20 protein-coding genes are annotated in these 26,209 nt (G+C 46.8%); 8 read left to right on the top strand and 12 right to left on the bottom strand.

All coding sequences use genetic code 11. From position 1 onward, the window contains the following. Nucleotides 1–10 precede the first annotated feature (10 nt). The 5 genes from sbcB to Q1B11_RS01485 form a co-directional block, all read right to left on the bottom strand. A complete protein-coding gene (gene sbcB, locus Q1B11_RS01505; RefSeq protein ID WP_299726270.1) occupies nucleotides 11–1,459 on the bottom strand; it encodes an exodeoxyribonuclease I in 1,449 nt (482 codons plus the stop codon). An 84-nt stretch (nucleotides 1,460–1,543) separates the two neighbouring features. Then, a complete protein-coding gene (locus tag Q1B11_RS01500; RefSeq protein WP_299726267.1) occupies nucleotides 1,544–2,821 on the bottom strand; it encodes a hypothetical protein in 1,278 nt (425 codons plus the stop codon). Nucleotides 2,822–2,909: 88 nt separating this feature from the next. Next, on the bottom strand, nucleotides 2,910–3,527 hold the full coding sequence (locus Q1B11_RS01495; protein WP_299726264.1) for a YigZ family protein: 618 nt from the start codon (nucleotides 3,525–3,527) through the stop codon (nucleotides 2,910–2,912). A 96-nt stretch (nucleotides 3,528–3,623) separates the two neighbouring features. Next, nucleotides 3,624–3,989, bottom strand: coding sequence for a PilZ domain-containing protein (locus Q1B11_RS01490; protein WP_067514391.1), 366 nt, complete (start codon nucleotides 3,987–3,989; stop codon nucleotides 3,624–3,626). Between the two features lie 562 nt (nucleotides 3,990–4,551). Then, entirely contained in the window at nucleotides 4,552–5,352 is an 801-nt protein-coding gene (locus Q1B11_RS01485; protein ID WP_299726258.1) for a hypothetical protein, read from the bottom strand. A gap of 276 nt (nucleotides 5,353–5,628) precedes the next feature. Here Q1B11_RS01485 and sodB point away from each other — a divergent pair, with 276 nt between their 5' ends. The 6 genes from sodB to Q1B11_RS01455 all read left to right on the top strand — a co-directional run bounded on the left by sodB (nucleotide 5,629) and on the right by Q1B11_RS01455 (nucleotide 13,681). Further along, the gene (gene sodB, locus Q1B11_RS01480; RefSeq protein ID WP_299726255.1) at nucleotides 5,629–6,210 is read left to right on the top strand and encodes a superoxide dismutase [Fe]; all 582 of its coding nucleotides are present in this window, start codon (nucleotides 5,629–5,631) and stop codon (nucleotides 6,208–6,210) included. Between the two features lie 338 nt (nucleotides 6,211–6,548). Then, entirely contained in the window at nucleotides 6,549–8,009 is a 1,461-nt protein-coding gene (locus Q1B11_RS01475; RefSeq protein ID WP_299726252.1) for a basic amino acid/polyamine antiporter, read from the top strand. Between the two features lie 13 nt (nucleotides 8,010–8,022). Beyond that, nucleotides 8,023–9,237, top strand: a complete 1,215-nt coding sequence (locus Q1B11_RS01470) for an MFS transporter (protein WP_299726249.1) — start codon at nucleotides 8,023–8,025, stop codon at nucleotides 9,235–9,237. 105 nt (nucleotides 9,238–9,342) lie between these two features. Further along, nucleotides 9,343–10,479 carry a tRNA 2-selenouridine(34) synthase MnmH gene (mnmH, locus tag Q1B11_RS01465; protein ID WP_299726246.1) on the top strand — a complete coding sequence of 379 codons (1,137 nt, stop codon included), beginning with the start codon at nucleotides 9,343–9,345 and terminating at the stop codon, nucleotides 10,477–10,479. Between the two features lie 27 nt (nucleotides 10,480–10,506). Then, nucleotides 10,507–11,652 carry a PatB family C-S lyase gene (locus Q1B11_RS01460; protein WP_299726243.1) on the top strand — a complete coding sequence of 382 codons (1,146 nt, stop codon included), beginning with the start codon at nucleotides 10,507–10,509 and terminating at the stop codon, nucleotides 11,650–11,652. Between the two features lie 259 nt (nucleotides 11,653–11,911). Next, nucleotides 11,912–13,681, top strand: coding sequence for an SGNH/GDSL hydrolase family protein (locus Q1B11_RS01455; protein ID WP_299726240.1), 1,770 nt, complete (start codon nucleotides 11,912–11,914; stop codon nucleotides 13,679–13,681). A 42-nt stretch (nucleotides 13,682–13,723) separates the two neighbouring features. Here Q1B11_RS01455 and Q1B11_RS01450 read toward each other — a convergent pair whose 3' ends face one another. After that, nucleotides 13,724–15,628 (bottom strand): bifunctional UDP-sugar hydrolase/5'-nucleotidase, encoded by a 1,905-nt coding sequence (locus Q1B11_RS01450; RefSeq protein ID WP_299726237.1) that lies wholly within the window; start codon nucleotides 15,626–15,628, stop codon nucleotides 13,724–13,726. Between Q1B11_RS01450 and tsaA the strand changes: the two genes are divergently transcribed. Continuing rightward, nucleotides 15,622–16,545 (top strand): tRNA (N6-threonylcarbamoyladenosine(37)-N6)-methyltransferase TrmO, encoded by a 924-nt coding sequence (gene tsaA, locus Q1B11_RS01445; protein WP_299726234.1) that lies wholly within the window; start codon nucleotides 15,622–15,624, stop codon nucleotides 16,543–16,545. The two genes, Q1B11_RS01450 and tsaA, sit on opposite strands and share 7 nt — an antisense overlap. After that, nucleotides 16,545–16,778: a YheU family protein gene (locus Q1B11_RS01440; protein WP_067519171.1), complete on the top strand. Its 234-nt coding sequence runs from the start codon at nucleotides 16,545–16,547 to the stop codon at nucleotides 16,776–16,778. The genes tsaA and Q1B11_RS01440 overlap by 1 nt, the downstream gene beginning before the upstream one ends. 167 nt (nucleotides 16,779–16,945) lie before the next feature. Here Q1B11_RS01440 and Q1B11_RS01435 read toward each other — a convergent pair whose 3' ends face one another. From Q1B11_RS01435 to Q1B11_RS01410, 6 genes are all read right to left on the bottom strand, one after another. Further along, on the bottom strand, nucleotides 16,946–17,746 hold the full coding sequence (locus tag Q1B11_RS01435; protein ID WP_299726225.1) for a DUF924 family protein: 801 nt from the start codon (nucleotides 17,744–17,746) through the stop codon (nucleotides 16,946–16,948). A gap of 68 nt (nucleotides 17,747–17,814) precedes the next feature. After that, a complete protein-coding gene (locus tag Q1B11_RS01430; protein WP_299726222.1) occupies nucleotides 17,815–18,408 on the bottom strand; it encodes a hypothetical protein in 594 nt (197 codons plus the stop codon). After that, a complete protein-coding gene (ligA, locus tag Q1B11_RS01425) occupies nucleotides 18,396–20,444 on the bottom strand; it encodes an NAD-dependent DNA ligase LigA (RefSeq protein WP_299726220.1) in 2,049 nt (682 codons plus the stop codon). The genes Q1B11_RS01430 and ligA overlap by 13 nt, the downstream gene beginning before the upstream one ends. 95 nt (nucleotides 20,445–20,539) lie before the next feature. Next, complete coding sequence (gene zipA, locus Q1B11_RS01420) at nucleotides 20,540–21,616, bottom strand: cell division protein ZipA (RefSeq protein WP_299726218.1); 1,077 nt, start codon at nucleotides 21,614–21,616, stop codon at nucleotides 20,540–20,542. Nucleotides 21,617–21,774: 158 nt separating this feature from the next. Continuing rightward, nucleotides 21,775–25,284, bottom strand: coding sequence for a chromosome segregation protein SMC (gene smc, locus Q1B11_RS01415; protein WP_299726216.1), 3,510 nt, complete (start codon nucleotides 25,282–25,284; stop codon nucleotides 21,775–21,777). 233 nt (nucleotides 25,285–25,517) lie between these two features. Then, nucleotides 25,518–26,144 carry a hypothetical protein gene (locus Q1B11_RS01410; protein WP_299726214.1) on the bottom strand — a complete coding sequence of 209 codons (627 nt, stop codon included), beginning with the start codon at nucleotides 26,142–26,144 and terminating at the stop codon, nucleotides 25,518–25,520. Nucleotides 26,145–26,209 lie beyond the last annotated feature (65 nt).

Genomic DNA, 26,209 nt, shown 5'->3' with positions numbered 1-26,209 from the left:
GTAGCCTGGTTCAGGGCTGAAGACCTTTCACGTATTCAGCAAGGTGCTTTAGTAACTCGATTTTACTGGTTGATTGTTGCACGTCCTCAGACTGGCTCTTTTCTTCCCAAATCTGCCAGAATCGCTCATAGGTGAGTACCGACTCATTACTCTGGTGCAGCTGGCCGGATAAACGCTCACGACAATACTGGTTCCATCGAACTCGTTCATCCTCATCTAACGTCTCAGAAAAATGACGACCTCGATAGCGAAATAGCATTTCTTCCAGACGCTTATCCTGAAAGTACAATCCAAGATCAGACAACGCCTCGGGTTTCACTCCATGAATTCGATTCATCTCATCACGATCCGCCGGTGAGAAGAAACCACCGGAGTAAATCATTTGATCAGGATCTGTCTGCCCTCCTTCTGGTCGTTGGGAAACCACGTCCCGAAGTTTCGCCGATAAACCCGGATCATCTATCAATCGTTGCCGGTTGCGTTCGCAGGTTGCCAGATCAATTTCGAGGCGATCCTGATCTTCAGGCTTTAATACTTTCAAAGGTGCGACCACTGGGCACTTATTCAAATGAATAGTTTTCAGTGGAATGCGTTGCTCACCTCCCGGTAGCTGATCCGTTGGCGTGTAAAGCCTGCTGCGAATATCGTCAGCGGATAAATTTAACAACGGCTCCGGGTCAATGGACAAGTCATAAACGACAACTCCATTACGATTCAACGGATGATCAACCAGCGGCATGACAATGGCCAGATTATTCCGCTGCGCACCAAACATGCCTGAAACATGGACGACCATATTCCGTTGAGCAGTGTTCAGCAGTCCAGCCACTTCGCGCTTACCCCGATTAGCCAGATAAAACTGGTACACCTTAGGTTGTTTTTGTCGTATAAGCCGCGCAAGGGCGATGGTCGCTCTTACGTCCGAAAGCGCATCATGAGCTGAGCCATGATCCAGCCCGTTTGCTTTTGTCAGGTGCTCTAGCTTAAAGCTGGTGAAGCCATCTTCTCGTTTCGGCCACTGAATACCTTCAGGCCTCAGTGCAGCAACCATCCGAACCAGATCAACCAGATCCCACCGACTGTTGCCGTTTTGCCATTCCCGGGCGTATGGGTCATAAAAATTGCGATACAGAATATTGCGGGTGACTTCATCATCAAAACGCAGCGTGTTGTAGCCAAGAGCGCAAGTTCCCGGCTCCATCAACTCACGATGAATTCTCTGAATAAACTCAGGCTCAACTATTCCCTGGGCATTAACAGCCTGAGGTGTTAACCCGGTAATTAAACAAGCTTCAGGGTTTGGAAGGTGATCTTCTGGCAGTCGACAGAAAATATTGAGCGGCTCACCAATTTCATTCAACTCAGCATCCGTTCGAATACCGGCAAACTGTGCCGGCCAATCCAGAGAAGGGTTGGCCCCGAAGGTTTCATAATCGTGAAAGTAAAAGCTTTTGAGCATCCGATGACCTGTTCAAATATGAGTTACAAGCATTGCCTGACAATGCTATTTACTATACATCAGACTTACACCTTATGAACAAATTCAACCGACAACTACAACTTCTTCCACATACTGGATCGACTCAGGAGCGCCAATTTTCAATTCAAGCTCATCAAATTGAAGACTATCTAACTTCTCCGGATTCAAAGTTACCTGGGCATGGATCGCTATTGATTGTTGAAACTCAAATTTATCGCCCTCTATTGCCCGGGTAAACCGGGGAGCAATAAGGCTCGTATTGACAGTTACACTACCGTCGTCATTCCTAAAAAAATGCGTTTCATATTGACGATCTACGGCAGAGAGTACATCCTCCCGCTCATCTTCACTTTGACGCAACAGCGCCAGGAAAAACCAGAGACTATTACCACTTGTCTGCGTCAACAAGTCTGAAATAACCGACGTCATACTATCAGTTTCAGCAAAATCGATGATTCTCTGCTGCACTACTTTTGAGAAGGCAGTTCTTGCAGATTCCAGTTCATCACCTTTACTCAAATTCCCTGCACTCTTCCCGGTTGCAGATTCCGTATGAAACGATATACCTTGATTCTCAGGGAGTTCAGCCTCGGTATAGACATAATTGCCATTTTGACAACAGACATGGAATTTAACAAAGGGCTTGCTGCTATGGGCAAAAAAGTTCATAGAACGAGTAACATCCTGATCAAACTGTGCAACAATATGATTATCAAGGAGTTTCATTTCTTTATAAGACTTAAAAGCAATTTCGCCAAGATTTTTCAAAACGGTGTCACCCTTAGAATACCGATTCACGTTTTCGTAGTTGTTTAGTAGGTTTATGCGAAACATTAAGCCCCATACCTTTTGCTCAATACTCTTTAATGCTTCTGACGCCTCATCAAACCCAAACACTTTGAGTTGTTTTATTAATATTGAAATTTTTTCTTGATCCTGTTGAAAGAAAAGCCGAATACCTTCAACACTACCTTTTATCAAATATCCATTAACAATATCTTGCGCATGCTGCTGAACACTCTTTTTAAATACTAAGCCATGAGGGTAATCCGACCCCTGAAGAAAGTGCCATACATTCGAGAGAGACTGTTCAACCTCTGCGACAATCACATCCTCGCCGTCAATCACAACAAAGTCGCCCTCGACGTCATGTAGGTTGTTAACAACAACCTTTGGCTGAACTTTGCGTCCATTGAGTATTTTTGCCTCAACTGAGCTACCGTAAAGGTTTGGACAACTGGAGGCCTTCCTCAACCCTGAATCCTGTTCATCTTTTTTAGCTGAAAAACTGTCGCCGAAGTTACCTACCCCAGGCGAGTATGAGGTTGTAAGAATTGTCATACCGGCCACCGAACCAAATAATACTAACGTTATTAATATACTAAATGTTCTGACCATTAAATCTTACGTTAGTTCGAATTAATTGATCTCATAAATCCTGCCAAACCACCTCAGCCTGACCTCGGGTTACTTCTAACAACCGGCGAGTCAAATCGTTACAGATCTCTCCAGGCATAGCCACCATTAGCTTGACTCTATCAGAATACTGACAACCCATTAATTGAGCCTGATACTGATTCAGGATATACCGAGTCGCCTGTTCTTGTGAGTAGTCACAGGTAATCTCGCCTTCCTGAAGATGCACCCTCCTTGTTAGAGGCAATTGCTCACAGGCCATCTGAACAGCAGAACTATACGCTCTAACCAGACCACCTGCCCCGAGTCGGACACCTCCGAAGTAACGAACTACTACAACCACAATCTCTCCAATTCCTTTATGAAGCAGCACGTTCAACATGGGCTTACCCGCAGTGCCAGAAGGCTCTCCGTCATCATCACAGGCAATGGCCGCGCCGCCATTGGGCGGACCAGCAATATAAGCTGTGCAGTGGTGGGTCGCGTCTGGGTATTTCTGCCGGATAGATTGGATAAATACTTGAGCATCAGCCTTGGAAGGCGCATGGGCTATCCAGGTGATAAAACGGCTTTTTTTGACGTCGGTTTCAAAAACCACAGTCTCGGCGGGCACATCGTAATCGGCAGGCATCGTTTCCAGAATCAGCAGGATAGAGCGGAAGGTGATAATACTTGAAGACTATTAAGTACGCCAAATCCAGTCTCTTCCAACCATGAAATGGCCTGATTAACCGTCTTCGGTGAACGTGAAATAGTCTTTCAAGGAGTCCACCAAATCGAAGATATCGTGGCCAGCATTCACAATGCTGTAGCCCGAGTCAAAATACTCCGGCCCCACATCAGGCTTACACCAGTGACAACGGGCATCAAAGTCCAGATATTTGAGATCGCCATCACCGGGCATAATAACCCGCATGTTATACACAGCACCAATCAACACCGGCACCGAGCTGATCAACATAAGACCATTGCAACTGATGTTACCAATACTGCCCATAACCCGCATGGTATTGCGGTTATAAACCTTGAGGTATTCCTGCAACTGGTGGCGTTGAATTGAGCGGCCTTCCTTGCCACTACTTCTCAAAGACATACTTTATACCTTAATGTACAAAAACTACTGCCCTTCCCGGAAATTCACAATCAATAGAATCTCTGAAAAAGATACACCTGCCTCATAATTACAGAAGATGGAAATACCCCTTTCCATGCCAACCGCAACCTCCCTGATAAAAGGACAATCATTAGAGCTAATGGCCATAGGGAAATGAATCAACTTGCTTAACCCAACTTTGATTTGACAGCCAAACATCATTACTTCCACCTACTTCAGCCTTGAAAAAACCATCACATAAATCCTATATTTCAATCAGTTAAAAGATATTCACGACACAGAATGCACACCAGGCAGCAACGGATACGGCACTTTAAATACACCTTCTGAACCAGAGAATTTCATGATTCTGACGCTTAATATGGACATTAATAGACGTGCATTCTGGCGCAAGAATACTTGGCGAAAACCGGTCAAATCACATAAAACTGAATAAGAAAAGACCAGATCCCAAGATCTGGCAATAGAAAGAAGTCAATGAAGGGAAAATAATAATGTTTAAAGGGGCTAATTAAATGAGCCCCTCTGAAGAATGAAAGAATTACTTAATAATCAAACCCGTTTCATCATCACCGATGGCTCTGATGGAATTTTCCAGCTGCTGGAGACGAACAGAAACCTGACTTTGAAAAGAACTCAGTTTCTTGCTCAATTCTTCCTGAGTTTCAGCGGATGCTACAACCTGCTGCTCAACGGTCTTCTGACTATTAATTGTCTTTTTGAGAGCAGCAATCTCGCCCTTCAGAGCGTCTACGTAAGCCGTCATATCCGAATTGGCTACCAGCTGCTCAGTGGTAACAGCCTTGATCATCTGGTTAACTTCCACCAAACGCTTATCTTGCTGCGCATAACTCTTTTTCACGCCATCCATCTGACTCACAGCCTGATCGGCCTTTTTCGCGGTCTGGGCAATCTTCTCTTTATTCTCGGTAATCCACTGGCGATTCCGCTTATTGGTCACATCCCATAATTTACGGATTTCAGAATTCAGCACCTTCAACTCTGATCGAAACACCGAATCGCTCTGGCTGATATTCTCTCCAGTTTTCGAAACCTCGCCGGTCACTTGCCCAAGTGATTCCCGGGTTTCCTGTAATTGCTGCCGGGTATCCGCCAGCGTTTTCTGCAACTGAGAGAACTGCCAGTAACCACCACCGGCAACAGCCACCAGCAATAAAAACAGAATGGTACTCACCCAATAGCCGCCACCACCGGATTTGACCGGCACACCATGACCAATATTGCGAGGTGCTCCCGCAGAAGCCCGTTGTCGGGAAGGGCGCTCATCCGCCGACAGAGAAAAACCCTGCTCGGGCTGCTGTGTCTTATTGTCCTCTCGCATAATCACTGAATTCCATCACAAATACGGCGCTTGTCTGTTTGTCTTCTGACTCATAGCGCAAAAAAGAAGGTTCATTGTAGAAGAAAGCGTTAGCACTCCCAAGCCAAAATGCACGTTTGCACAATATGAACTTTGATTTTTTTGATACGAACCGCAAGATACATACCAGTTGGATTAGTAATAGCCCTAATGCTAATATCGCTTTGCGAAAATCAGGTCTTCAAAACCCACAATTATTCCATCTGATATAAGATCAGAAAAGAAGCGGAGCTAAACATGGCGTTTCAACTTCCCGAACTTCCTTATGCCCTCGACGCCCTCGAGCCACACATCTCCAAAGAAACTTTGGAGTTCCATTACGGCAAGCATCACAACACCTACGTTGTAAAGCTGAATGGTTTGGTAGAAGGTACTGAGCTGGCCAACAAATCTCTGGAAGAGATTGTTAAAACCTCAGAAGGCGGCATCTTCAACAACGCGGCCCAGATATGGAACCACACTTTCTACTGGCACTGCCTGAGTCCAAATGGTGGCGGCAAGCCAAGTGGTGAACTGGCGGCGGCTATCGACAAAGCATTCGGTTCTTTTGATGAGTTCGTTGCCCAATTCTCCGACAAGGCCGTGAACAACTTCGGCTCTTCCTGGACCTGGCTGGTAAAAAATCCAGACGGTTCTCTGGAAATCGTCAACACCAGCAATGCGGCAACTCCGCTGACTGGCGAACAAAAGCCTCTGCTGACCTGCGACCTGTGGGAACACGCTTACTACATTGACTACCGCAATGTGCGTCCTGATTACCTGAAAGCTTTCTGGGCTTTGGCTAACTGGGAATTTGTTACCGAGAACTTTGCTGCATAAGCACTATATTGTCGGATAGCCAATTAGTTGGAAAGTAAACGATAAATAGATCCATGCTGACTGTACAATTATCAAACAATCAGTGTGGGTCTATACCAAAATCAAATATAAGGAAAGCTATATATTATTTATCTGAAAATCCATATAAGAAAGATAAATAAGCGATTGCACTTACATTGATTGACTTCTAGCCCATTCCCTCCACTTGCTTAACAGATTTTTATCCACATGTTAAGCGACCTAAACTCTCCATAAAATACAACTACCTCCAAATAAGGACTGCTAAATTAACAGGGTAAATCCAATAAAGCTGTCGTTTTGTTTTGGGGACTGGTTCGTTGAGCATTAACAATAAAGTTGGAGTTTTATCACTTTCTGCCGCCGTGATCAGTGCCATGATTGGCGGAGGAGTTTACAACCTGCCGCAAAACATGGCTCAGGAGGCTTCTGCTGGAGCTATTCTCATTGCCTGGGTCATCACCGGCGCCGGTATGTGGTTTATTGCCAATACCTTTTGTACATTAGCTGACATTCAACCTGAAATGACAGACGGAATCTATGGCTATGGTGATATAGGCTTTGGCCGTTTAACCGGCTTTTTGATGGCATGGGGCTACTGGCTTTGCAATATCTGCTCGAATATTGGCTTTGCCGTTCTAATGATGGGGGCGCTGAATTATTTCTTTCCACCCTACTTAAAGGGTGGAAACACTGTTTATGCCGTTATAGGAGGCTCCATTGTCATTTGGTGTATGCACTTTGTCGTTCTAGCCGGTATTAAAGAATCTGCACTTCTAAACAACATTGCGGTTATAGGCAAACTTGTACCTTTGTTTATTTTTATTCTCATCATGCTTTACCTGTTCGACTCTTCACTCTTTACCAGAAACTTCTGGGTGCAAGCCAACATTCCCGACGTTCAGGACAAACACCTTGGCAGTGTATTTGAGCAGATAAAAAGCACAATGATGATGACTTTATGGGTTTTCATTGGCGTGGAAGGCGCTTCGGTTATTGCCATCCGAGCTCGCTCACAGAGAGATGTTCGAAGTGCAACCTTAGTCGGATTCATCACCTGTCTGATTTTATACGCTTTGCTGTCACTACTCCCTTTAGGTGTTCTGACTCAAGAGGAAATCAGTATAATGAGAGCACCCTCAACCGGTGTAATTCTTGGAAAAACAGTTGGTTACTGGGGAGCTATTTTGATGAATACAGGCGTGCTGGTCTCTGTTCTCAGTTGCTGGCTGGTCTGGACAGTGATGCTTATATCCATGCCTTATGAAGCGGCGCTGGATGGTACCTTTCCCAAGGTATTTGCCACTGAAAATAAAAATGAAACCCCCTCATTTTCTCTTCTTGTGTCGTCTATACTAATGCAGGGATTTATGGTCATTGTCTATTTTGCAGACAATGCTTGGAACCTGATGCTGAGCATTACCGGCGTTATGGTTCTTCCCTGCTATCTGGTTTGCACATTGTATTTGTGGAAACTGTCCCGGCACCCAGAAAGCCTTCATGCAATATCACAAAAGAAAGTTCATCGAGCGATGAAAACTGGCATTCTCGGGTCAATTTACGCAGCCTGGCTGATTTATGCGGCCGGTCTCACGTATATGATGGTCGCAGCTGTGATTTATGCGCTGGGTCTTCCTTTGTTCTGGTGGGCAAGGAAAGAATCTAACGACCAAAGCCCTTTATTCATTTCATCAGAAAAGGTATGGATGGGCACAATTGGCTCTATCGCTGTAGCTGGGGCTATTTATTGCGTTAAAAACGCCCACGAATTACTCGGTTAAACCGGTAGCCAAAATGTTGAACATTGAAACTGGTAAAAACCGCATTCCATTACCAACACTAATAGCTGTCTGGTCTATTTCTGCAGTGATATCGCTCCCAGGCTTAGCAATATCCCCAATACTTGGGCATCTAGACCGTATATTTCCCCATGTTTCTGACTCCGATCTGCAAATGATGACCTCCCTGCCATCAATACTGATTATTCCTTTTATTCTACTTTCCGGACACTGGGGAAGCAGAGAAAACAAACTGATTCTTCTAGCAATTGGGCTAACGATATTTATTCTTAGTGGTGCCAGCTATTTTTACATTCAGAGCATGAATGAACTACTGTATGTCAGCTTGCTGCTGGGTGTTGGGGCAGGTCTCATCATTCCACAGTCTACCGGATTAATTAATGACTTATTCTCTGGGCCATACCGCATACATCAATTTGGTATCAGTTCATTCATAACCAATTTAACACTGGTTGTAGCAACCGCCCTGACTGGATGGGTAGCCGAATACGACTGGCACTATCCGTTCATTGTATATCTTTTCCCTGTGCTGCCATTGTCATTGCTCTACTTCCTATCAAACCAATACTTAAAAAGAAAACAAGGTGAAATCAAGGGCGAGCAACCCAATGTGAGTGAGACAGGGTCTCCATTGCATAACAAAAGAGCCTTACATAATGGCCTGTTTACTATCATGGTCGTTTACTTTTTCGCCACGGCTATAGTTTTGGTTATTCCATACAACTTACCCTTTCTTTTGCAGAATGATCATTTTAAAAGTGATATATCAGGAGCATTAATTTCGACATTTTTCACAGCAATGATGCTTCCGGGCCTAATGATTAACAGACTGATCAAATGGCTGTCCAAACAGCTAATTACCATTTGCTTTTTCGGTATAGCAATAGGACTTATTTTTCTTACTCTCAGCCGGCACTGGCTTTTTCTTGCAGCAGGTGTTGCTGTGACAGGTTTTTGTTATGGCACTATTCAGCCATTTCTCTATGAAAAAACGGTAGCTACATCAGCTAACAAGCGTGCAACTTTTTCTCTTGCTTTGATGATGTCCATGAATTATACAGCGATTGTGCTGGCTCCCTGGGTATTCAACAAAATTCCGCTATTGATGAGCAGCAGTAACGGTATCCCATTATCATTTTGGATCGCTTCGATCATGGCCTTGACAATGAGCACACTATCACTCGGCCTAAACAAACGCATAGCTTTTTGATTATAAGCATTCTCCCGCTCAGATTTTCACCAATCCATACTTGCCAAGCCAGTGCATTGAGTAAGACACTATGCAGTTCTGATCCTACATCGTAACCCTGTTGTCATGCCAAGAGCCAATACCGAAGACTTTCTCTCCCTTTTTCTGGATGACATTCCTTTAATGGATGTGAGAGCGCCCGTTGAATTTGAAAAAGGCAGCTTCCCCGGTGCCACTAACCTGCCCATTCTGGACGACCGCCAGCGGGAAGTTATTGGCACCTGTTATAAACAGGAAGGGCCGGATGCAGCAGTGGCACTTGGCTATAAGCTGGCTACAGATGACGTTCGCAAGGAGCGCTTGGAAGGTTGGCAACGCTTCGTCAAACAACACCCGGAAGGTTATCTTTTTTGTTTTCGTGGTGGGCAGCGTTCCCACATTACTCAGGAATGGCTGGGTGAGTCTGGTCACCCATACCCGCTAATCAAAGGCGGTTATAAAGCGTTAAGACGCTTTTTGATTGATGAACTTGAACGCGCCATTGAACAAGTGCCTTTTATTATCCTCAGCGGTAAAACTGGCACAGGCAAAACCTATTTAATACAACAGTTGCCCTACAGTATTGATCTGGAAGGTCTGGCAAATCATCGAGGTTCCAGCTTTGGTCGTCGCTATGGTGGTCAACCAGGGCAGATCGATTTTGAAAACCGTTTGGCCATTGCCCTATTGAAACACCACCATCGTCACCCGGGCATGCCAGTACTTTTGGAAGATGAAAGCAAGCTGATTGGCCGCTGCAGTTTGCCTCAAACCATGAAAGATAAAATGCAGGAATCACTCCTGATTCTTCTGGAAGAAACCATGGCAGAGCGAGTAAACATCGGCCTGAAAGAGTACGTTACGGAAAATCTGGCAGAGTTTGTCGATGCCTATGGTTATGAAGAAGGCTTTGAACAGTTTACCGAAGGGCTTCATGGCAGCCTTTATCGAATCCGACGCAGGCTTGGTGGCGAACGCTATCAGCAACTCACTGATATTCTTAATTCTGCCATCGAACAACATAAACAAAACGGCGTAATAGACGGCTACAGCCCATTGATCAGCGAACTGCTCAGCGGTTACTACGATCCTATGTATGACTATCAGCTGGAGCAGAAAGCGGGTGAGATTGTGTTCCGGGGCAATCGTCAGGCCATTAAGGAAAACTACACAGAATCGTTTCTGGCAACTGTAGCGAAGAAGCATATAATAGGGTCTGCTTAAAAAGAATAATGCTAAAAGGAAAGTACAGTGAGCATCGATTTCGATAATGTCATTGATCGAACCAACACGTCCAGTCTCAAGTGGGATCGCTTCGCTTCCGATGTGATTCCCCTCTGGGTGGCGGATATGGATTTCAAATCGGCTCCTGAGATTATTGAAGCACTGCATGAGCGTATTGATCACGGAGTCTTTGGTTACACCATGCCTGATGGTGAGCTGGAACAGCTGGTGGTTGAGCGCTGTCGAAACCTGTATCACTGGGATATTGAGCCAGAATGGATTGTCTGGATGCCCGGATTAGTCTCAGCCCTCAATGTTTGTGTGCGCGCCTACGCCGGGAAAAGAGAAGGCGTTATTTCGCCTATTCCCGTTTATTACCCTTTCCTGACAGCACCAAAACTCGCCAACCGAGAGCTTATTGGTGTTGAATGGATAAAGAGTGATGGTCGCTGGATGTTGGACCTTGACGGGCTGGAAAAGAAAATCAACAGTTCCACCAAATTGTTAATGCTGTGCAATCCACAAAATCCTAATGGCAGAGTCTTTACCCGGGATGAACTGAAAGCACTGGAACAGTTCTGCAAGAAGCACAATCTGATTGTCTGCTCCGATGAAGTGCATTGCGATCTGATTCTTGATCGACACGCCGAGCATATTCCCTATGCGTCGATCAGTGATTACGCACGGGATCACTCTGTCACTCTGATGTCACCATCGAAAACCTTTAACCTTGCGGGTTTTGGCTGTGCTTTCACCATTATTCCCGATGGCAAAGTACGACATCAGTTTAATGCTACCCGCTCTGGTATTGTGCCATCACCGGACAGCACATTGATCGGTTATGCCGCCACCAAAGCGGCTTATCGACACGGTGAGCCATGGCGGCAGTCGCTACTGGATTACCTCCGTGGAAATCATGATTACCTGATGGAACAAATTAACAGTATTCCCGGGCTGTCCATGGAGCCTTTACAGGCAACCTATCTTGCCTGGATAGACGTCAGTGAGCTTCAACTGGAAGATCCGCACCAGTTCTTTGAGCAAGCAGGTGTTGGGCTTTCACCAGGAAAACAATTTGGTGATGCAAACTACCTTCGACTGAACTTTGGCTGTAGTCGCTCTATACTGGAAGAAGCCATTGGTCGAATCAAAACGGCCATCATCAACAGATAACCATCCTCTTGACGTTCATCACTACCGACAATTTAGGCTGTCGATGGTGATGAGCATCTCTTCTATACAATACCCGTCGTTTTTCAAGTTGCTACTTTGTTGGCTGCGTTTATGACCTCCGGTGCTTGGTCACTCCATAATTTAAAAGCGCCATTGGTATAACTAAAAAAGTGCGATACATCATCACCAATTGATCTAACCAACCAGACCAATTCCGACTAATACTTGATTGGATAATAAGTACCTTCAGGTGTCAGTCATGAAAAGTCGTTTGTATTCACTGATAATCAGCTCTCTTATTCTCTATTCCGTGGAATCTAACGCTGAACACATGCTCAATATCAGTAACCCAGTGATTGTAAAACCGGAACGATGGCAACCAAAAACACTGCTGATATTTGGAGATAGCCTCTCAGACAGTAATGGCGATGATTTTCATTCTTCTGAAGATGCCCCTTCGACTTTTAACCTTCTACGATCACTCAAAGGGGATATCAATCCACAAACCGGTGAGCCACCCGTAGACCTTAGCCAGTTTTTTTCCCGTGCCAGTAGCATTCGCAATATTGAAGCGACATTTGACTTGTATCGAACGGAGCTTCAGGCAGAAAAACGAGAACGAAGTTTCCTTAGACGACTCATGACCGGGCTTGAAGAACGAGTGATCAACAAGCTGGAAGATTTAATTACCAGCCTTGTGGACAGCCTCAAATCCATTGAAGACCGAGTAGATAATCACCTGCTTGGTCTGATTGAGCACACTCACTACTTTATTCGCAAAATTGAGCACTCCTATCTTGCCCAGTTAATTACGCCAATCAAAACCATCACCAAGCTCCTTGGCAACAAGCTCCAGGCATTAAGCGAACTTGTGAAAGATGATCTGGTTTCTGAAATACCCGAGCTGGCTGAAGACACCCTACTGGCCACTACCCGCCGTTTTGCAGGCCAGATTCCTCTGGTACCCGACAGTCAACACTATGAAAAAGGTAAATGGACGACAGGGAAAGCCATGGATCTGATGTGGCCTGAGGTGCTGGTGAAAATGATGTCATTCCCTGAAGAAAATAAAGTTCAATTGGATAACCGTGCTATGGCCGGCAGTTGGATACTCTGTACTGAAAGTAAACTGGGTAGACCTGGTGCTTTTCTTCGCTCGGTTGGCGGTATGCTCGATGCTGTAGTCACTGCCTTTCAAGGTAGCCTACTACCACCCTGCGAAGGTTTGATTGTGCAGTCTTATCTTAATGAGCGCCGAAACGCCGTGGCTGAAACAGGTGTGGCAGAAGTAGACATCCCCCTCCGTCTAATGCCTCAGGATGCTCTGGTTATCTTTTTCAATGGTGGCAATGACTTCCTGAATAACTGGGATGACCCAGATGATATCGCCCAGGAACAAGCACAGGATATTTACAATGTCCTTCAGGCTGGAGCTCAACGAGTGATTGTCTTTTTACTGCCCGATATTACCGCAGCACCGCGGTTTCTCAATTCGCCCATGAGAAGTGAGCTTCACGAAAAATGGTTGAAATACAATGCCAGCCTGAGCATGAGGATCAATCTATTAAGGGAAGCATTTCCTGAAAACCATGGCTACCGGGTAATGAAAATCGATGGTGAAGAAGTCTTCTCAACACTAAGGAAAGATCCACAATGGGACTTCGTCCACCCTATTCTGGACATCCCGATTCCCGGCATGGATGACGCAGAAGCCGTTGAAATTGAACGCAATGCTTTCATTACTGAAAAACGTCGAGAGGCTGAAGAACAAAAGAATTTTGTCAGCCAAGAGTTGTTAAACAATGCCGCGTTCGACGACAACTGGCAACCAACTGGTGAGCGTTTCTCGCAGGTTACTCCACTGAAAACGGCATTTTACAGCGACAGTGTGCATCCAAGTGCAGAAGCCCATTACGCCATTGCTGAGGAAACCTGCGTGATGATTTCGGAGCGATTTAACATCCCCTGCGACACCGGTAATTATCCAAAAAATCAGGCGATTAAAGAGGCCTTGAAAAGAAAACCATAAAGTAAAAAGGCTCCGGTAATCGTTCGGAGCCTTTCGTCATCTTTATCGTCTGGTCATACGACGGACAAGCGCGAGTAACAGGATAGCCAGCAACAATACAACGCCCCAGCAAACCCAGACAATCGCCGTGGCATTAGCGATCAAGTCCGCCGGCTTCATGCTACTAACACTCTGCATTCTCGATGAGGTAATCCCTTCTTCAAGAACAATGTCAGAAATGCCATCGCCGTTAACATCCGGCAACTGGGCAAAGAAGTTCACCTGTGCTTGCCAGTTTTTGTATTCCTGGACGCCAGACGTCAGTGGGCCTTTATCAATAATACTGTCGTTAAAATCCACCACGGGGTTGCCATCACGATCTTTAGGAACAATGTTCACCAAACCATAACTCAAGTCAGAAATGGTCCAGGCAAAACCGCCCACATAACTGGTCGCCGAGAAACTGTACAAACGGGTTTCATCGGAGAGATCCAGTGGCTCATAACCTGTTTCCTCAGAACCCAGCTCAATAGAAGTGATACGATCCAGCGGTGGGCGCAGTGAGTTGTAGGTGAAACGCAGACCCGAAAAACGCGGGAAGTAATCATCGCCTTTTACCTGCCAGGCGAAGGACATCACTTCCATCAGGCCCCTGATTTCCTGAGCGGTCATCCAGATTTTTATCAAAGGATAGCCAGGTTGATCATCCGGCCCAACACCCAGAGGTTGGAGGCGAAAAATATCCGACACTGACTGAACACCCGATTCACCGGCCATCATATCATCACGAATCAGACTATTGGTTGTGAGCGCAATATCACTGCCGCTGGCATAACGAATGGCATCGGCCACCAGATTACCAAGCGCATGATCGGCATAATCTCTGGTCAGAGTTTCAGGGGTTTGAACCAGCGGCTGATCAAAAGAAAAATCACCAGTCATGACTTCCTGGTTGATCAATGTTTTAAACCTATCGACCTGGGCGGTCACTGCAGACTTACCAACGGTGCTGTCATCAATTTTATGAAGCTGATACTGCTTCACACGAACATCGCCAGTGTCGCTTACCACCAGATTCAACTCACCCAGAAAACGGGTATCAGAGCCGGCCTGAACAATGGCTGTGCCATTTTCCATAATGGGTTCAAACAGCGGTGTATGACTGTGGCCACCGACGATAACATCAATACCTGACACTTGACGGGCATATTCAACTTCTTCGCCACCCCAGCTGCCATCTTCCATTTTGATCACGCCACTGTGGGACATCAGAAGAACGACATCTGCCTTTTGCTCATCTCTCAAGAGCTTAACCATCTCTTTCGCCGTCGCTATCTGATCAGCAAATACCGATGGGTTGTGATCCGGAGCCAGTACTTCGGCGGCATCTCTGCCCATCAAACCAAACAGGCCAAAGCGAATGCCATTCTTTTCAATAATCTTCCATGGAAGAATGGTCCCATCTTCCTGAAGATGTTTTTGAGCTTCAGGCAACGTCAGGTTAGAAGACAGTATTGGTGGTAGCTCATCAAGGTGATTTTTAGCGGCCTCCAACATCATGGAGACACCATCGGAACGAAAATCGAACTCGTGATTGCCCAGAGTGATGGCGTCGTAACCCAACTGTTTCATCAACCGGAGTTCAGGCGCATGCTTACGGTACAGTGTATGGAACAATGTGCCCTGACTGATATCGCCACCGTCCAGCAATAGCACCGGCTGATCGCCCAATGCGTTGCGACGCTCATCAATCAGAGTGGCTAGACGTGCCACGCCGCCAATGGTTTGATCGTCATTAATCGTATTCGGGGTATATTCGGAATTGGGGCCAAAACCCAGCAGGCGAGACTGCCAATCATTGGTGTGCAATATGGAGAATTGGGTTTCTTTCGCTTTCACTTCCTGGGGCATAAGGAATGGTGATATCACCAGACTGAGAAGGAGAAGTAATCGAGTCATCATTGTCATTATTATTATCGCTTTGCGGCTGCTCAAAAATTGTTGCTGTTTGTTTCGGCAGTGTACCTTCAGAAGACCATCGTCGCAAAAGAAACAGGCATCATCAGAGAGTTGCTAATTGCCAAATCAAACGGCATGATAACGAATTCTCCAGATACACCATTCCGATTGTGAAAGAAGATATTTCCTCCAGCCAGCCTTCTGCTTTTCAGTTTGAGCCAATTGGTGTTATTCGCTCCTGTTATCGTCAGAAATTCGGTATTCCACGCCAGCCGGGTATTGTCACCGCGGCAGAAGCCACACTGGAATTGTTGCCGCCTTATAATCAGGAAAATCTGGTTCGTGGTCTGGATGGTTTTTCCCATATCTGGGTTCATTTTATTTTCCATCAAACCATGGATGAAGGCTGGCGCCCAACCATTCGGCCGCCCAGGCTCGGCGGTCGCCAGAGAATGGGGGTGTTTGCTACCCGCTCTACCCACCGTCCAAACCCCATTGGGCTTTCTGTGGTTGAGTTAAAAGGCATTGAATCCGGTAACGGCAAGCTCAAATTACATCTGGCCTCGGCAGATTTGCTGGATGGCACGCCGGTAATCGATATCAAACCCTACCTTCCTTACGCCGATGCTCTGCCCCACGCCAAAGGTGGCTTTGCGCCGATCCCCATGCAAATGGCGGATGTTGAATTTACCGATGAGGCCATGAACCAGTGTCTGCGCTATGAAAAACGCACTGGTCGAAACCTTGTGCTGTTAATCGAGCAAGTGTTAGGACAAGACCCCCGCCCGGCGTATTTGAGAGAAACCTCAGAACGCCGGCACGGCACAGCCCTTTGGGATATTAATGTGGTGTGGGAATACACGGGGCACCACTTTCTGGTGAAAGGGCTCGAGTCTCTGAACTCAAAAAAAGAGATGGATAAATAATGATTATTCCCTGGGAGATGCTGGAGCCAGAAACACTGACCAATTTGATTGAAGAATTTGTCAGTAGAGATGGAACGGATAATGGCTATGATGAATCCTTAGCCAGAAAAGTAGAGCGAGTGAAATCAGTGCTCAAATCCGGAGAGCTGGTGATTGTTTTTGATCAGGAGAGTCAGACGCCTAACCTATTACCAAAAGATCAGGCGAATCTTTTACCCAGTGAATTCGAATAACCCGCTTATACCAATGTCGTTTTTAAATTGTGGAGTGAGCAAGTTATTTTGGGCGACTGGGCAAGACGAAGCGACGAGTCATAGCCGTAGCTATGGCGAGGAACTTCAACGCAGATCCAGTCGCCCAAAATGGCTGCGCAGCCCATAATTTAAAAACAGAATTGGTATTACCACTTGGCGCCATTAATAAATCCTTTTTCTCCCTCCCTTTGAATGTAGGATTTTTCAAGGGGCGTACTTTCTCTGTTAAGCACCTCATTCCTATGGGGAAAACGACCAAACATATAAATCATTTGATAATGTTGAAATCCTTTTTCCATTGCTTTTAAAAAGGCATAAGGTGTTGATGCGTTTTCATTCAGCGCTTTCAAGTACTCAATGGATTTCACCTGTGAATCAAGGTGCTCGTGATGCATCATCGGAAAGACAACAAATAATTGCTGATATCCCGTGAAATAGTGTTTATAGAGTTTTTTCTCAAGATTTATTTCAGCAGCAACCCGCCCAAGGGCATCATGAGCATAGGCGCGCTCACTTCCTCTGAACATATTTCGACTGAGCTGGTCTGTCAAAATAATATAGGCGAGGTTATCAAAAGGGTTTTCAGAAACATTCCATTGATGCTGACCGGCAACCACCTGATCATACAAACCAAGAAAATTTTCCCGACTGGCTTGATCAACCACTTTACTACCACTGGTGCCCTCAGGGCCGTGAGGAAACCACTTTTCATTGTAACGACCCACACCACCGCGCTGAATATCCAGCTCCCATTCTTCAAACCAGAATCGCAGCACTTTAAGCGCGTCCGGGTGAGTCTGGCTCAACCAGGTCTGAGTATTTTCATTAGATGGGGAATGCTGATTCAACTGCCGTTCAGCACCAGATACCACAGCAGCTGCAAGACAGGCGGCCAGAAAGAAGTAAGTAAATGAAGGAAGCTTCACATCCTTGAAGAGTAAACCCATGAAAAACCTCAATTATTCTATTTATAAGTGGTTAGACTAATAGATTGAGGTTTAGTTCCAGATCGTACTCAGAGGTTACATTTTCGCAGCTGCTCACCATAGTTGCTGGCTCGACGCTTTACCGAGCCTGCCGTCGCCAACAACCAGGATTTCTTTTTATAACTGCCCTTACGGTAGCCATACCAGCCTTCGTGATAGTTCAGATACTGATGGTCTGCCGCCCAAAGTGACGTGCCATTCAGTTTGCGGGATTTGTTGGTGTACCAGCCAATAAAATCGATGGAATCACCAAAATCTTCACGGCTGGAGAAAAAGCCACCGGCTTCATCAACGTACTCATCCCATACAGGATCTTGCGCTTGCGGATATCCATACGCACTCGAATTTCGTGGCAATGGAATGAACAGAAACCATGGCCGGGGCGGTCGAACATCATGACGGAATGAGGATTCCTGATGCATGATGGCCATCATAATCTGAATTGGGGTACCCCAACGATCATTGGCTTTTTTGGCGTCTTTATACCAGCTGCGCTTTTCTTTGAAAATACTGCATAAATTACTGGGTTTGGCAGGCGGCCTTGTGCTGGCACAGCCTGTCAGAAAGACCACCGTTATCAGAACAATCCACCATCTGTGAGTTGCAGCTTTCACTCGCCCCATGCCTCTCGCATTTTTATAAAGTCTTCTTCGGTATACACCTTTACACCGAGCTTTTCGGCTTTTGCCAGCTTAGATCCGGCCTTTTCACCCGCTAGCAGAGCCGAGGTTTTTGCAGAAACTGAACCCGTTACCCTGGCACCCAGTCTTTGCAGGATCTCTTTCCCTTCATCCCGGGTCATAGACGTCAATGAACCAGTAAGCACCCAGATTTCACCAGACAGTGGCTGACTATTACCGTCACTGACAGGAGCCACAGTTTCCCACTCTACCCCTTTAGCCAGAAGAGATTCAATCACTTCACGATTATGTGTCTGCTGAAAGAATTTTTCGATATGCCCTGCCACAATGGGGCCAACATCATCGACGGTTTGAAGATCTTCACTGTTTGCCGCCATCAGTTTGCTCAAATCCTGATAATGACCAGCCAACCCCTGAGCCGTGGCTTCACCCACTTCGCGAATGCCAAGCGCATAAATAAAACGAGATAATGTGGTTTTTCGGGATGCTTCCAGAGCAGTAATTAAATTTTCTGCGGACTTTTTCCCCATACGCTCAAGCCCGGAGACTTCATTAACCGTCAGCGAGAAAAGATCAGCTACAGTTTTTATCAGCTGGCGATCCACTAGCTGTTCAACCAGTTTATCTCCAAGACCATCGACGTCCAAAGCCTTACGAGATGCAAAGTGTTTAATGGCTTCCTTACGCTGTGCAGAACAATAAAGTCCACCAGTACAACGCACCAAAGCTTCTTCCCTTTCCACTTCGGAATCACACACCGGACAACGAACAGGCATAACAATATCCCGAACCGTTTCGGGCCGCTGAGAATGAACCACTCTGCTGACTTTGGGGATCACATCACCGGCTCGGAGGATGACAACCTGATCACCGATTTTAATATCCAGCCGTTTGATTTCGTCCATATTATGAAGCGTGGCATTACTGACCGTCACACCACCGACAAACACCGGCTCAAGGCGAGCTACCGGAGTAATCGCCCCAGTTCTGCCCACCTGAAACTCCACATCTTTGAGTGTCGTTACTGCTTCCTGTGCAGGGAACTTACGAGCAATGGCCCAACGGGGAGCCCTTGCCACAAAACCAAGGGACTGTTGCTGAGCCAATGAATTCACTTTATAGACAATGCCGTCTATTTCATAAGGCAGGCTTTCACGTTTTTCGGCCATCGCCGTGTAATAGTCTTCACAGGCCTGAACACCGTTTACAACTTTCAGCTCTGGGCTGACTCTCAAGCCCCATGTTTTGAACCGCTCAAGAATCTCACTGTGTTTTTGTGGTAATTCACCACCTTCCACAATACCGGCACTGTAGCAATAAATAGTCAGCGGGCGTTTTGCCGTAATACGGGAATTTAACTGCCGAAGACTGCCCGCTGCCGCATTGCGTGGATTTACGAATACTTTCTCATCTTTAGCTATCGCCTGCTTATTTAGCCGTTCAAAGCCAGCTTTGGGCATATAGACTTCACCACGCACTTCCAATCTCTGAGGCCAGTCATTACCCAACAAGCGCAGTGGAATAGACTCAATAGTGCGAATATTCTGGGTGATATCTTCTCCAGTTGTGCCATCCCCACGAGTCGCTGCACGAATAAAAAGACCATTCTCGTACAACAGACTGACGGCAATACCATCCAACTTGGTTTCACAGGCGTATTCAATATCATCACTGGTTTTGAGACGCTCTTTAATACGGCGGTTGAAATCAGCCTGGTCTTCCGCATCAAAAGCATTATCAAGAGAAAGCATGGGCAGTTCATGTCGAATCTGACCAAATGCTTTTAAAGGTGCACCACCCACACGCTGCGTGGGCGAATCCGTAGTGACCAGATCCGGATAGTCCTTTTCCAACTGTTTAAGTCGGGCGAACAAACGATCATATTCGCTGTCCGGCACCTCTGGTTCATCCAGCACATAATAACGATGGTTGTGACTATTGAGCTGTTCCCGAAGCTGCTGGACTTCCTGTTCAATGGATTCGAGAGAAGGTGTATCTGAAGAAGGGGGAATACTCATGAAACTCATTTTACAGTAGGTCGGTTTTCAAAGAGAAAGCCGACAATTTTCTGATATAGATTGTCGGCTTTCCTTCGGAAAACCGACCTACGTAATCAATGGGAAGGTTGTGTCGCCAGACGCTTGCGCTCGTATTCACGAATACGCTGACGACAGTGTTCCAGTGTTTGCTGAGTCATCACACTGAACTGCTCATCCTTCAATTCACCGCCCAGGTCGAGAGCCAGACGTCTTGCGGTCTCTTCCATTAATGCAAAAGCCTGCATGGGCTTTTCAGGGCCAGGAAGGCTCATAAACATACTGAGGGCAGGCGTTTCAGTAGCTTCGAGATTATTAATATCGAACGTACCGGGTTTAACGCCATTCGCCATGCTGAAGAGAATCTTGCCTGTACCATCACTGTTGGAATAACGATGAAAGATAGACATATCGCCATAGCGCATACCCGATGAGAGCATGGCCTGCATCAGTTGCTCACCGGAGAAAAACACACCGCCACGGGAGAGCACGTTAATCACAATAACGTCACTGGCCGCTGGGCGATCTTTCAGTTTTTCCGGTTTGCTGGTTTCCAGCTTTAACTCAGTTTGTGGATGAGCAGGCCCCTCAGACACACGGTCTTTTTGCAGAGTCTCGCCATCTGCTTTTTGGGCCCTTAGGCTATCATCCGCTGAGATAGAATCTCTATTCGACACGTTTTCACTCCCTGAAATGTTCTTTGATGAGACATCCAGATTCATCAAAACAGGTGGTACAGGCTCGTCTATTTCCACAGTACTCAAATAGCCAGAATTGTCTGACGACGCTTTAAACTCTGAGCGTTCAACACGAGCTGAAGACGCATTTTGAGTAGTCGTGGGAGCCGCCTTTACCGGTGCTGGCTTTGCTGCTCTACTCTCATAGGCTCTACTCTCATAGTTCTCATCAACGCCATCATCCGCTGAAAAACCAGGCTCCATTCGCTCTCGAGTCACTTCCCTGCAGGCAAGTGAACGGGCGCCACCATTGGGTAGCTCACTGGAAAATTCATCCTCACCACCATTGACATCTTCGAGGCCAAAGTTCAGCTCAGACGACCGTTTTCTGGCCAGCCGCATCCTGCGATAGCCATCAGCGAGCACGCCGATGATTACCAGTATTCCTATCAGTATTAGCCAATCTCGCAGATCCATATACCTGCCTGTTCCATAAAGCTCTAGACAACAATGTTATTGCAATAGCATGCAATAATCTTAGCGTTGCAATATATCAATAAAAACGCAATAAATTAAGCAAAGACATTAAGGTAAATATACCCATTTATCGCCTGCACCCTTCTGCCTGAGCCCTTCTATAGTTCGGCCATTGCCGCCGCTTGTTCAACATCAACAGAGACTGGACGGGATACACCAGGCTCGTGCATGGTTACTCCGACAAGCTGACTGGCCGCCTGCATAGCGATTTTGTTATGAGTAATGTAGACGAATTGCACCTTTTCGCTCATCTCTGACACCATCCTCGCATAACGTCCCACGTTAGCATCGTCCAATGGCGCATCCACCTCATCCAGCATACAGAAAGGTGACGGGTTGAGTTGAAAGATAGCAAAGACAAGAGCAATCGCCGTCAGTGCTTTTTCACCACCGGACAGCAGATGAATAGTACTGTTCTTCTTGCCTGGGGGCTGAGCCATGATAGCGACACCGGTATCCAGTAGATCTTCACCGGTGAGTGCCAGATACGCCTGACCACCACCAAACACCCGTGGGAACAATTCCTGCAGACCAGAGTTCACCTTATCAAAGGTAGTCTTAAATCGTTGTCTGGTTTCTTTATCGATTTTTCGGATCGCGTTTTCCAGCGTATTCAGCGCAGACGTCAGATCCTCATTCTGCGCATCAAGATAACGCTTTCGTTCTGACTGAGTTTCGTATTCTTCAATAGCGGCAAGGTTGATTGCGCCCAGTCGTTCAATTCTGGAGGCGATGCGTTGCAGCTCCTCTTCCCACTGGGATTCTGAAGCCTCTTCCGGCAAATTTTCCAGAACCGTTTCCAGATCAAACTGATCCTCTTTCAACTGATCTGCCAGTGTCGTGCGACGAACCTGCATGCCCTGCCAGTCCATACGGAGCTTTTCCAATCGCTCGCGAACTTTCTGCGCTTCCTGCTCGGCTCCGTGACGAATCTTTTCTCCGGCGCGAATTTGTTGCTCAACTTCTTCCAGCGCGATCCGTGCTTGCTGCATGCGCTCTTCTTCTTCAAGACGACGGCCCAGCAATTCTTCCAGCTGCGCTTTCAACTCACCTTCGGGTGAGTTTGATTCCGACACCGACTCCAGCAGAAACTCTTTACGCTCACGAAGCTTGGTGGCTTGCTGACTCAAACGTTCAATAGCCGCTTTTAAAGACGCTATCTGAGTGTTAATAGACTGTTGTCGTAAAGCCAGCTGATGAGCACGTTCTTTATCAAACCGTGCCTGATGACGAACCTCTTCCAGCCGCTTCTGCAATGTTTCTTTCTGCTCCTGCAATACTTCCCGACGTTCAATGTCGTCTTCCATATTGTCGAGCGCTTCCTGCAGGCGCATTCGGGATTCGCCAATCACTTCCTGCTCAAGCTGATACTGTTCCCGCGCTTCCTGAAGCTCACTGTCTAATCGACGACGACGTTCGGCAAACTGTTCAAGTCGCACTTTACGGGCACCGAGGTCAGCCCTGACTTCGCCCTGAGTGCGGTTCAAACCGGACAGTTGCTTTTGCAGTTCTTCCCGCTGCCCTTCCTGTTTTTCCAGTTCTGCTCTCGCTGTCGCCAGCTGTGCTTTCAGAGATTGACTGCTGTCTTCCAGCGTGATGATTTTTTCTGCCAGCGCTTCCATCTCTTTCTGTCGCTCAAGCACACCGGCGTGACTGTCCACACCTCGGCTGACACGCAACCAGTTGGAAGATAACCAGATACCTTCCTGGGTAATGATGGATTCACCCGGTTGCAGTTTCGTCCGCAGCGACATGGCAACACTCAGGGAATTTGCAGCATACACACCTGCCAAGAGAGTCAGTGCATCCTGTCCACTTTGAATTTTCTCCGCCAGCAGCGGTAACTCACTTAATGAAGGGTTGTGCTGTTGTTGGCCTGCTGCTTCCAGCAACACCAGTGAACCCTGCTCCAAACCATTGAGTGCTTCTGACACGGGATCAAGACTGTCCACACAAACCGCCTGCAGACTGTCGCCCAACACCGTTTCAACGGAACGCTCCCAGCCACTGTCTACCTGTAATTTATCCATCAGGCGACTGTTGCCTGTCAGACCCTGCTGCTCCAGCCACTCGATCGTGCCGGTGTCTTCATTCATGGATGCCTGATGCAGCGCTTCCAATGATGCATGACGACCACGCACCATACTCAACTCATCACGGTTGCTGTCCAGCTCGGCGGTGAAGTTTTGAGATTGCTCACGGTATTTTTCCAGCGCCTCAGAACACTCTTCGATACGCATCTCGACGGTTTCGGAGGTCAATTCCAATTCTGTGAGCTTTTCGGAAAGAATCGTCAGTTCTTCGAGATCCTCATCACCACCCAGAGCTGAGGCTTCTTCTCTTAAACGGCTTTCCCGCTCCTGCAAGCGCCCCATCACTTGTTCAGCATGATTAATACGGGACTGCTCGACTTCAGCCACCCGTTTGGGCTCATGGGATTTCTGGTTAAACTGATCCCACTCCCGCTGCCAGCGCTGCATATTGTCTTCAGCCTGAGCCAATACATCGCCAGAATCCGCTTCCTGATCCTGTAACATGGCCAGCTCCGGCTCCAGCTCAATCAGCTCTTCCTGAAACGCTTCCAGTTGTTGCTGATCATCCGCCAGTTGCTCCCGGGCTTCTTCCCAGTTTTGTTCTACCTGTCGCAGGTCACTGCTTAATTCTCTGGCACGCTCTTCCCGGTGCTGCAATGTCTGCTCAACCCGGGTGACTTCATTACCGGTGGCATAATAACTGGATTGGGTTTCGTGGAATCGATCGCTCAGCTCCATCTGCTGCACACGATCATCTTCCATGGCCGCATCAGCAGAACGCTGTTGGCTGATCGCCGCTTCCAATTGAACTTCAAACTCGCGAATCGCGTGCTCCTGAGATTCGGCGCCTTCATTAATGGTTTGCCAACGCAACGCTTGCAGCTGCGCTTTTTTCAGTCGTTCTTCGGCTTTGAATTCTTTGTATTTTTCTGCAGCCTGCGCCTGTCGCTGCAGATGGCCAAGCTGACGGCCGAGTTCATCCCGAAGGTCAGTCAGACGTTCGAGATTCTCATTGGTTCGGCGAATACGGTTTTCCGTTTCCCGGCGACGCTCTTTATAGCGGGAAATACCGGCGGCCTCTTCAATAAAGACACGAAGCTCTTCCGGCTTGGATTCGATCAGGTTGGAGATAATGCCCTGTGAAATAATGGCGTAACTTCTCGGACCCAGACCGGTGCCCAGAAAGATATCCATAATGTCTTTACGGCGACATTTGCTGCCATTGAGATAATAGGTGTTTTTGGCATCGGAATTCACAGTTCGCTTAACGGAAATCTCCCGATAAGCCGCGAACTCCCCCGTCACCCGACCTTCATTGTTATCAAAAATCAGCTCTACCGCTGCCTGGTTAGCGGGCTTCCGACTATTGGAACCTTTGAAGATAACGTCGGTCATGGATTCGCCACGCAGGTGTTTGGCGGAAGACTCCCCCATTACCCAGCGTGCGGCATCGATGATATTGGATTTACCACAGCCATTCGGCCCAACAACCCCACACATATTGGAAGGGAAGTGCACAGTGGTAGGATCCACAAACGATTTGAATCCGGCCAGTTTGATGGATTTTAAACGCATCGTTTCCTTTTGCTCTTAACTGTCGGGCCCGTGTTTGACCAGTATTTGATGGTTTCCGCTATCTCTACTTGGGTAAACCAGCCATTACCGTTTTCGTTTCGGGCTCCGGTTCCTTGTTATAGCGATTCGATGTTGAATTTTATACGTTACCACAGTTAATAGAAAAGTCGCCTTTTCCGAATTTAGAAAGGCATTTTTTGTATTGGAAGTGAATAACACTTTACAGCTGCATTTCAGATAGGTTCAAGGTTTGCAGCCATAACCTGCTCATAATCCTGAATTATCCGAAATGCGGCCTGAGCTCCCAACCCCGGGCCCTGAAAGTCAGTCTCACCCTTCGCATTATGCCGTACGATACATTCTCTTGTATAATCCAGACACAGTTTGTGTAGCTCTGATTTTTGTTCAGTAAAATAATTGAAACAATACTGTTCTAGTTCTGTTTCTGGTACATACTTTGCCCTGCAGGCTTCTCCCACACCACAATGTCTGCACTCAAGTGCTTTTTGCACACTTCCTTGACCATTCACTTTCTCATATGCCTGAACATCTACAACTTCTTTGGACAGGTCAACGCCCAAGAAACGACCATTTAACATTTCCGGATAACAAAGTCCCTTTGAATTCATCAATGAAACAGCATCATCTTTATCTATTTGCAGGTTTGCTCTTAAAGATAAAAAGGATGAACCCATTGGGCGTGAATGATTATAGAGCGCCACCAACACTTTACATTTATCCCTCTTCGCAATAGACACCTTATATGAACCGAATGATGCATCTTCCCCTCTGCCGGAGGCAATAGATCCTGAATTGACTAAGTGCTCATTTGGAATCAGCTGCCCTGTACCTGTAATCATCTCAACTCCATACCTATTTATTAGCGACTACAGGTTTGACAACGATTGGGCACGATAGTTTCATT

The organism is uncultured Endozoicomonas sp. (assembly GCF_947495845.1).
Lineage (GTDB): Bacteria > Pseudomonadota > Gammaproteobacteria > Pseudomonadales > Endozoicomonadaceae > Endozoicomonas.
Note: the sequence above shows the minus strand (reverse complement) of the source record. Positions and strands in the feature narration are given on the sequence as shown.

Coding starts and splice junctions, on each gene's coding strand:
- sbcB (WP_299726270.1), bottom strand. CDS start 1,459: ATGCTCAAAAGCTTTTACTTTCACGATTATGAAACCTTCGGGGCCAAC.
- Q1B11_RS01500 (WP_299726267.1), bottom strand. CDS start 2,821: ATGACAATTCTTACAACCTCATACTCGCCTGGGGTAGGTAACTTCGGC.
- Q1B11_RS01495 (WP_299726264.1), bottom strand. CDS start 3,527: ATGCCTGCCGATTACGATGTGCCCGCCGAGACTGTGGTTTTTGAAACC.
- Q1B11_RS01490 (WP_067514391.1), bottom strand. CDS start 3,989: ATGTCTTTGAGAAGTAGTGGCAAGGAAGGCCGCTCAATTCAACGCCAC.
- Q1B11_RS01485 (WP_299726258.1), bottom strand. CDS start 5,352: ATGCGAGAGGACAATAAGACACAGCAGCCCGAGCAGGGTTTTTCTCTG.
- sodB (WP_299726255.1), top strand. CDS start 5,629: ATGGCGTTTCAACTTCCCGAACTTCCTTATGCCCTCGACGCCCTCGAG.
- Q1B11_RS01470 (WP_299726249.1), top strand. CDS start 8,023: ATGTTGAACATTGAAACTGGTAAAAACCGCATTCCATTACCAACACTA.
- mnmH (WP_299726246.1), top strand. CDS start 9,343: ATGCCAAGAGCCAATACCGAAGACTTTCTCTCCCTTTTTCTGGATGAC.
- Q1B11_RS01455 (WP_299726240.1), top strand. CDS start 11,912: ATGAAAAGTCGTTTGTATTCACTGATAATCAGCTCTCTTATTCTCTAT.
- Q1B11_RS01450 (WP_299726237.1), bottom strand. CDS start 15,628: ATGACAATGATGACTCGATTACTTCTCCTTCTCAGTCTGGTGATATCA.
- Q1B11_RS01440 (WP_067519171.1), top strand. CDS start 16,545: ATGATTATTCCCTGGGAGATGCTGGAGCCAGAAACACTGACCAATTTG.
- Q1B11_RS01435 (WP_299726225.1), bottom strand. CDS start 17,746: ATGGGTTTACTCTTCAAGGATGTGAAGCTTCCTTCATTTACTTACTTC.
- Q1B11_RS01430 (WP_299726222.1), bottom strand. CDS start 18,408: ATGGGGCGAGTGAAAGCTGCAACTCACAGATGGTGGATTGTTCTGATA.
- ligA (WP_299726220.1), bottom strand. CDS start 20,444: ATGAGTATTCCCCCTTCTTCAGATACACCTTCTCTCGAATCCATTGAA.
- zipA (WP_299726218.1), bottom strand. CDS start 21,616: ATGGATCTGCGAGATTGGCTAATACTGATAGGAATACTGGTAATCATC.
- smc (WP_299726216.1), bottom strand. CDS start 25,284: ATGCGTTTAAAATCCATCAAACTGGCCGGATTCAAATCGTTTGTGGAT.
- Q1B11_RS01410 (WP_299726214.1), bottom strand. CDS start 26,144: ATGATTACAGGTACAGGGCAGCTGATTCCAAATGAGCACTTAGTCAAT.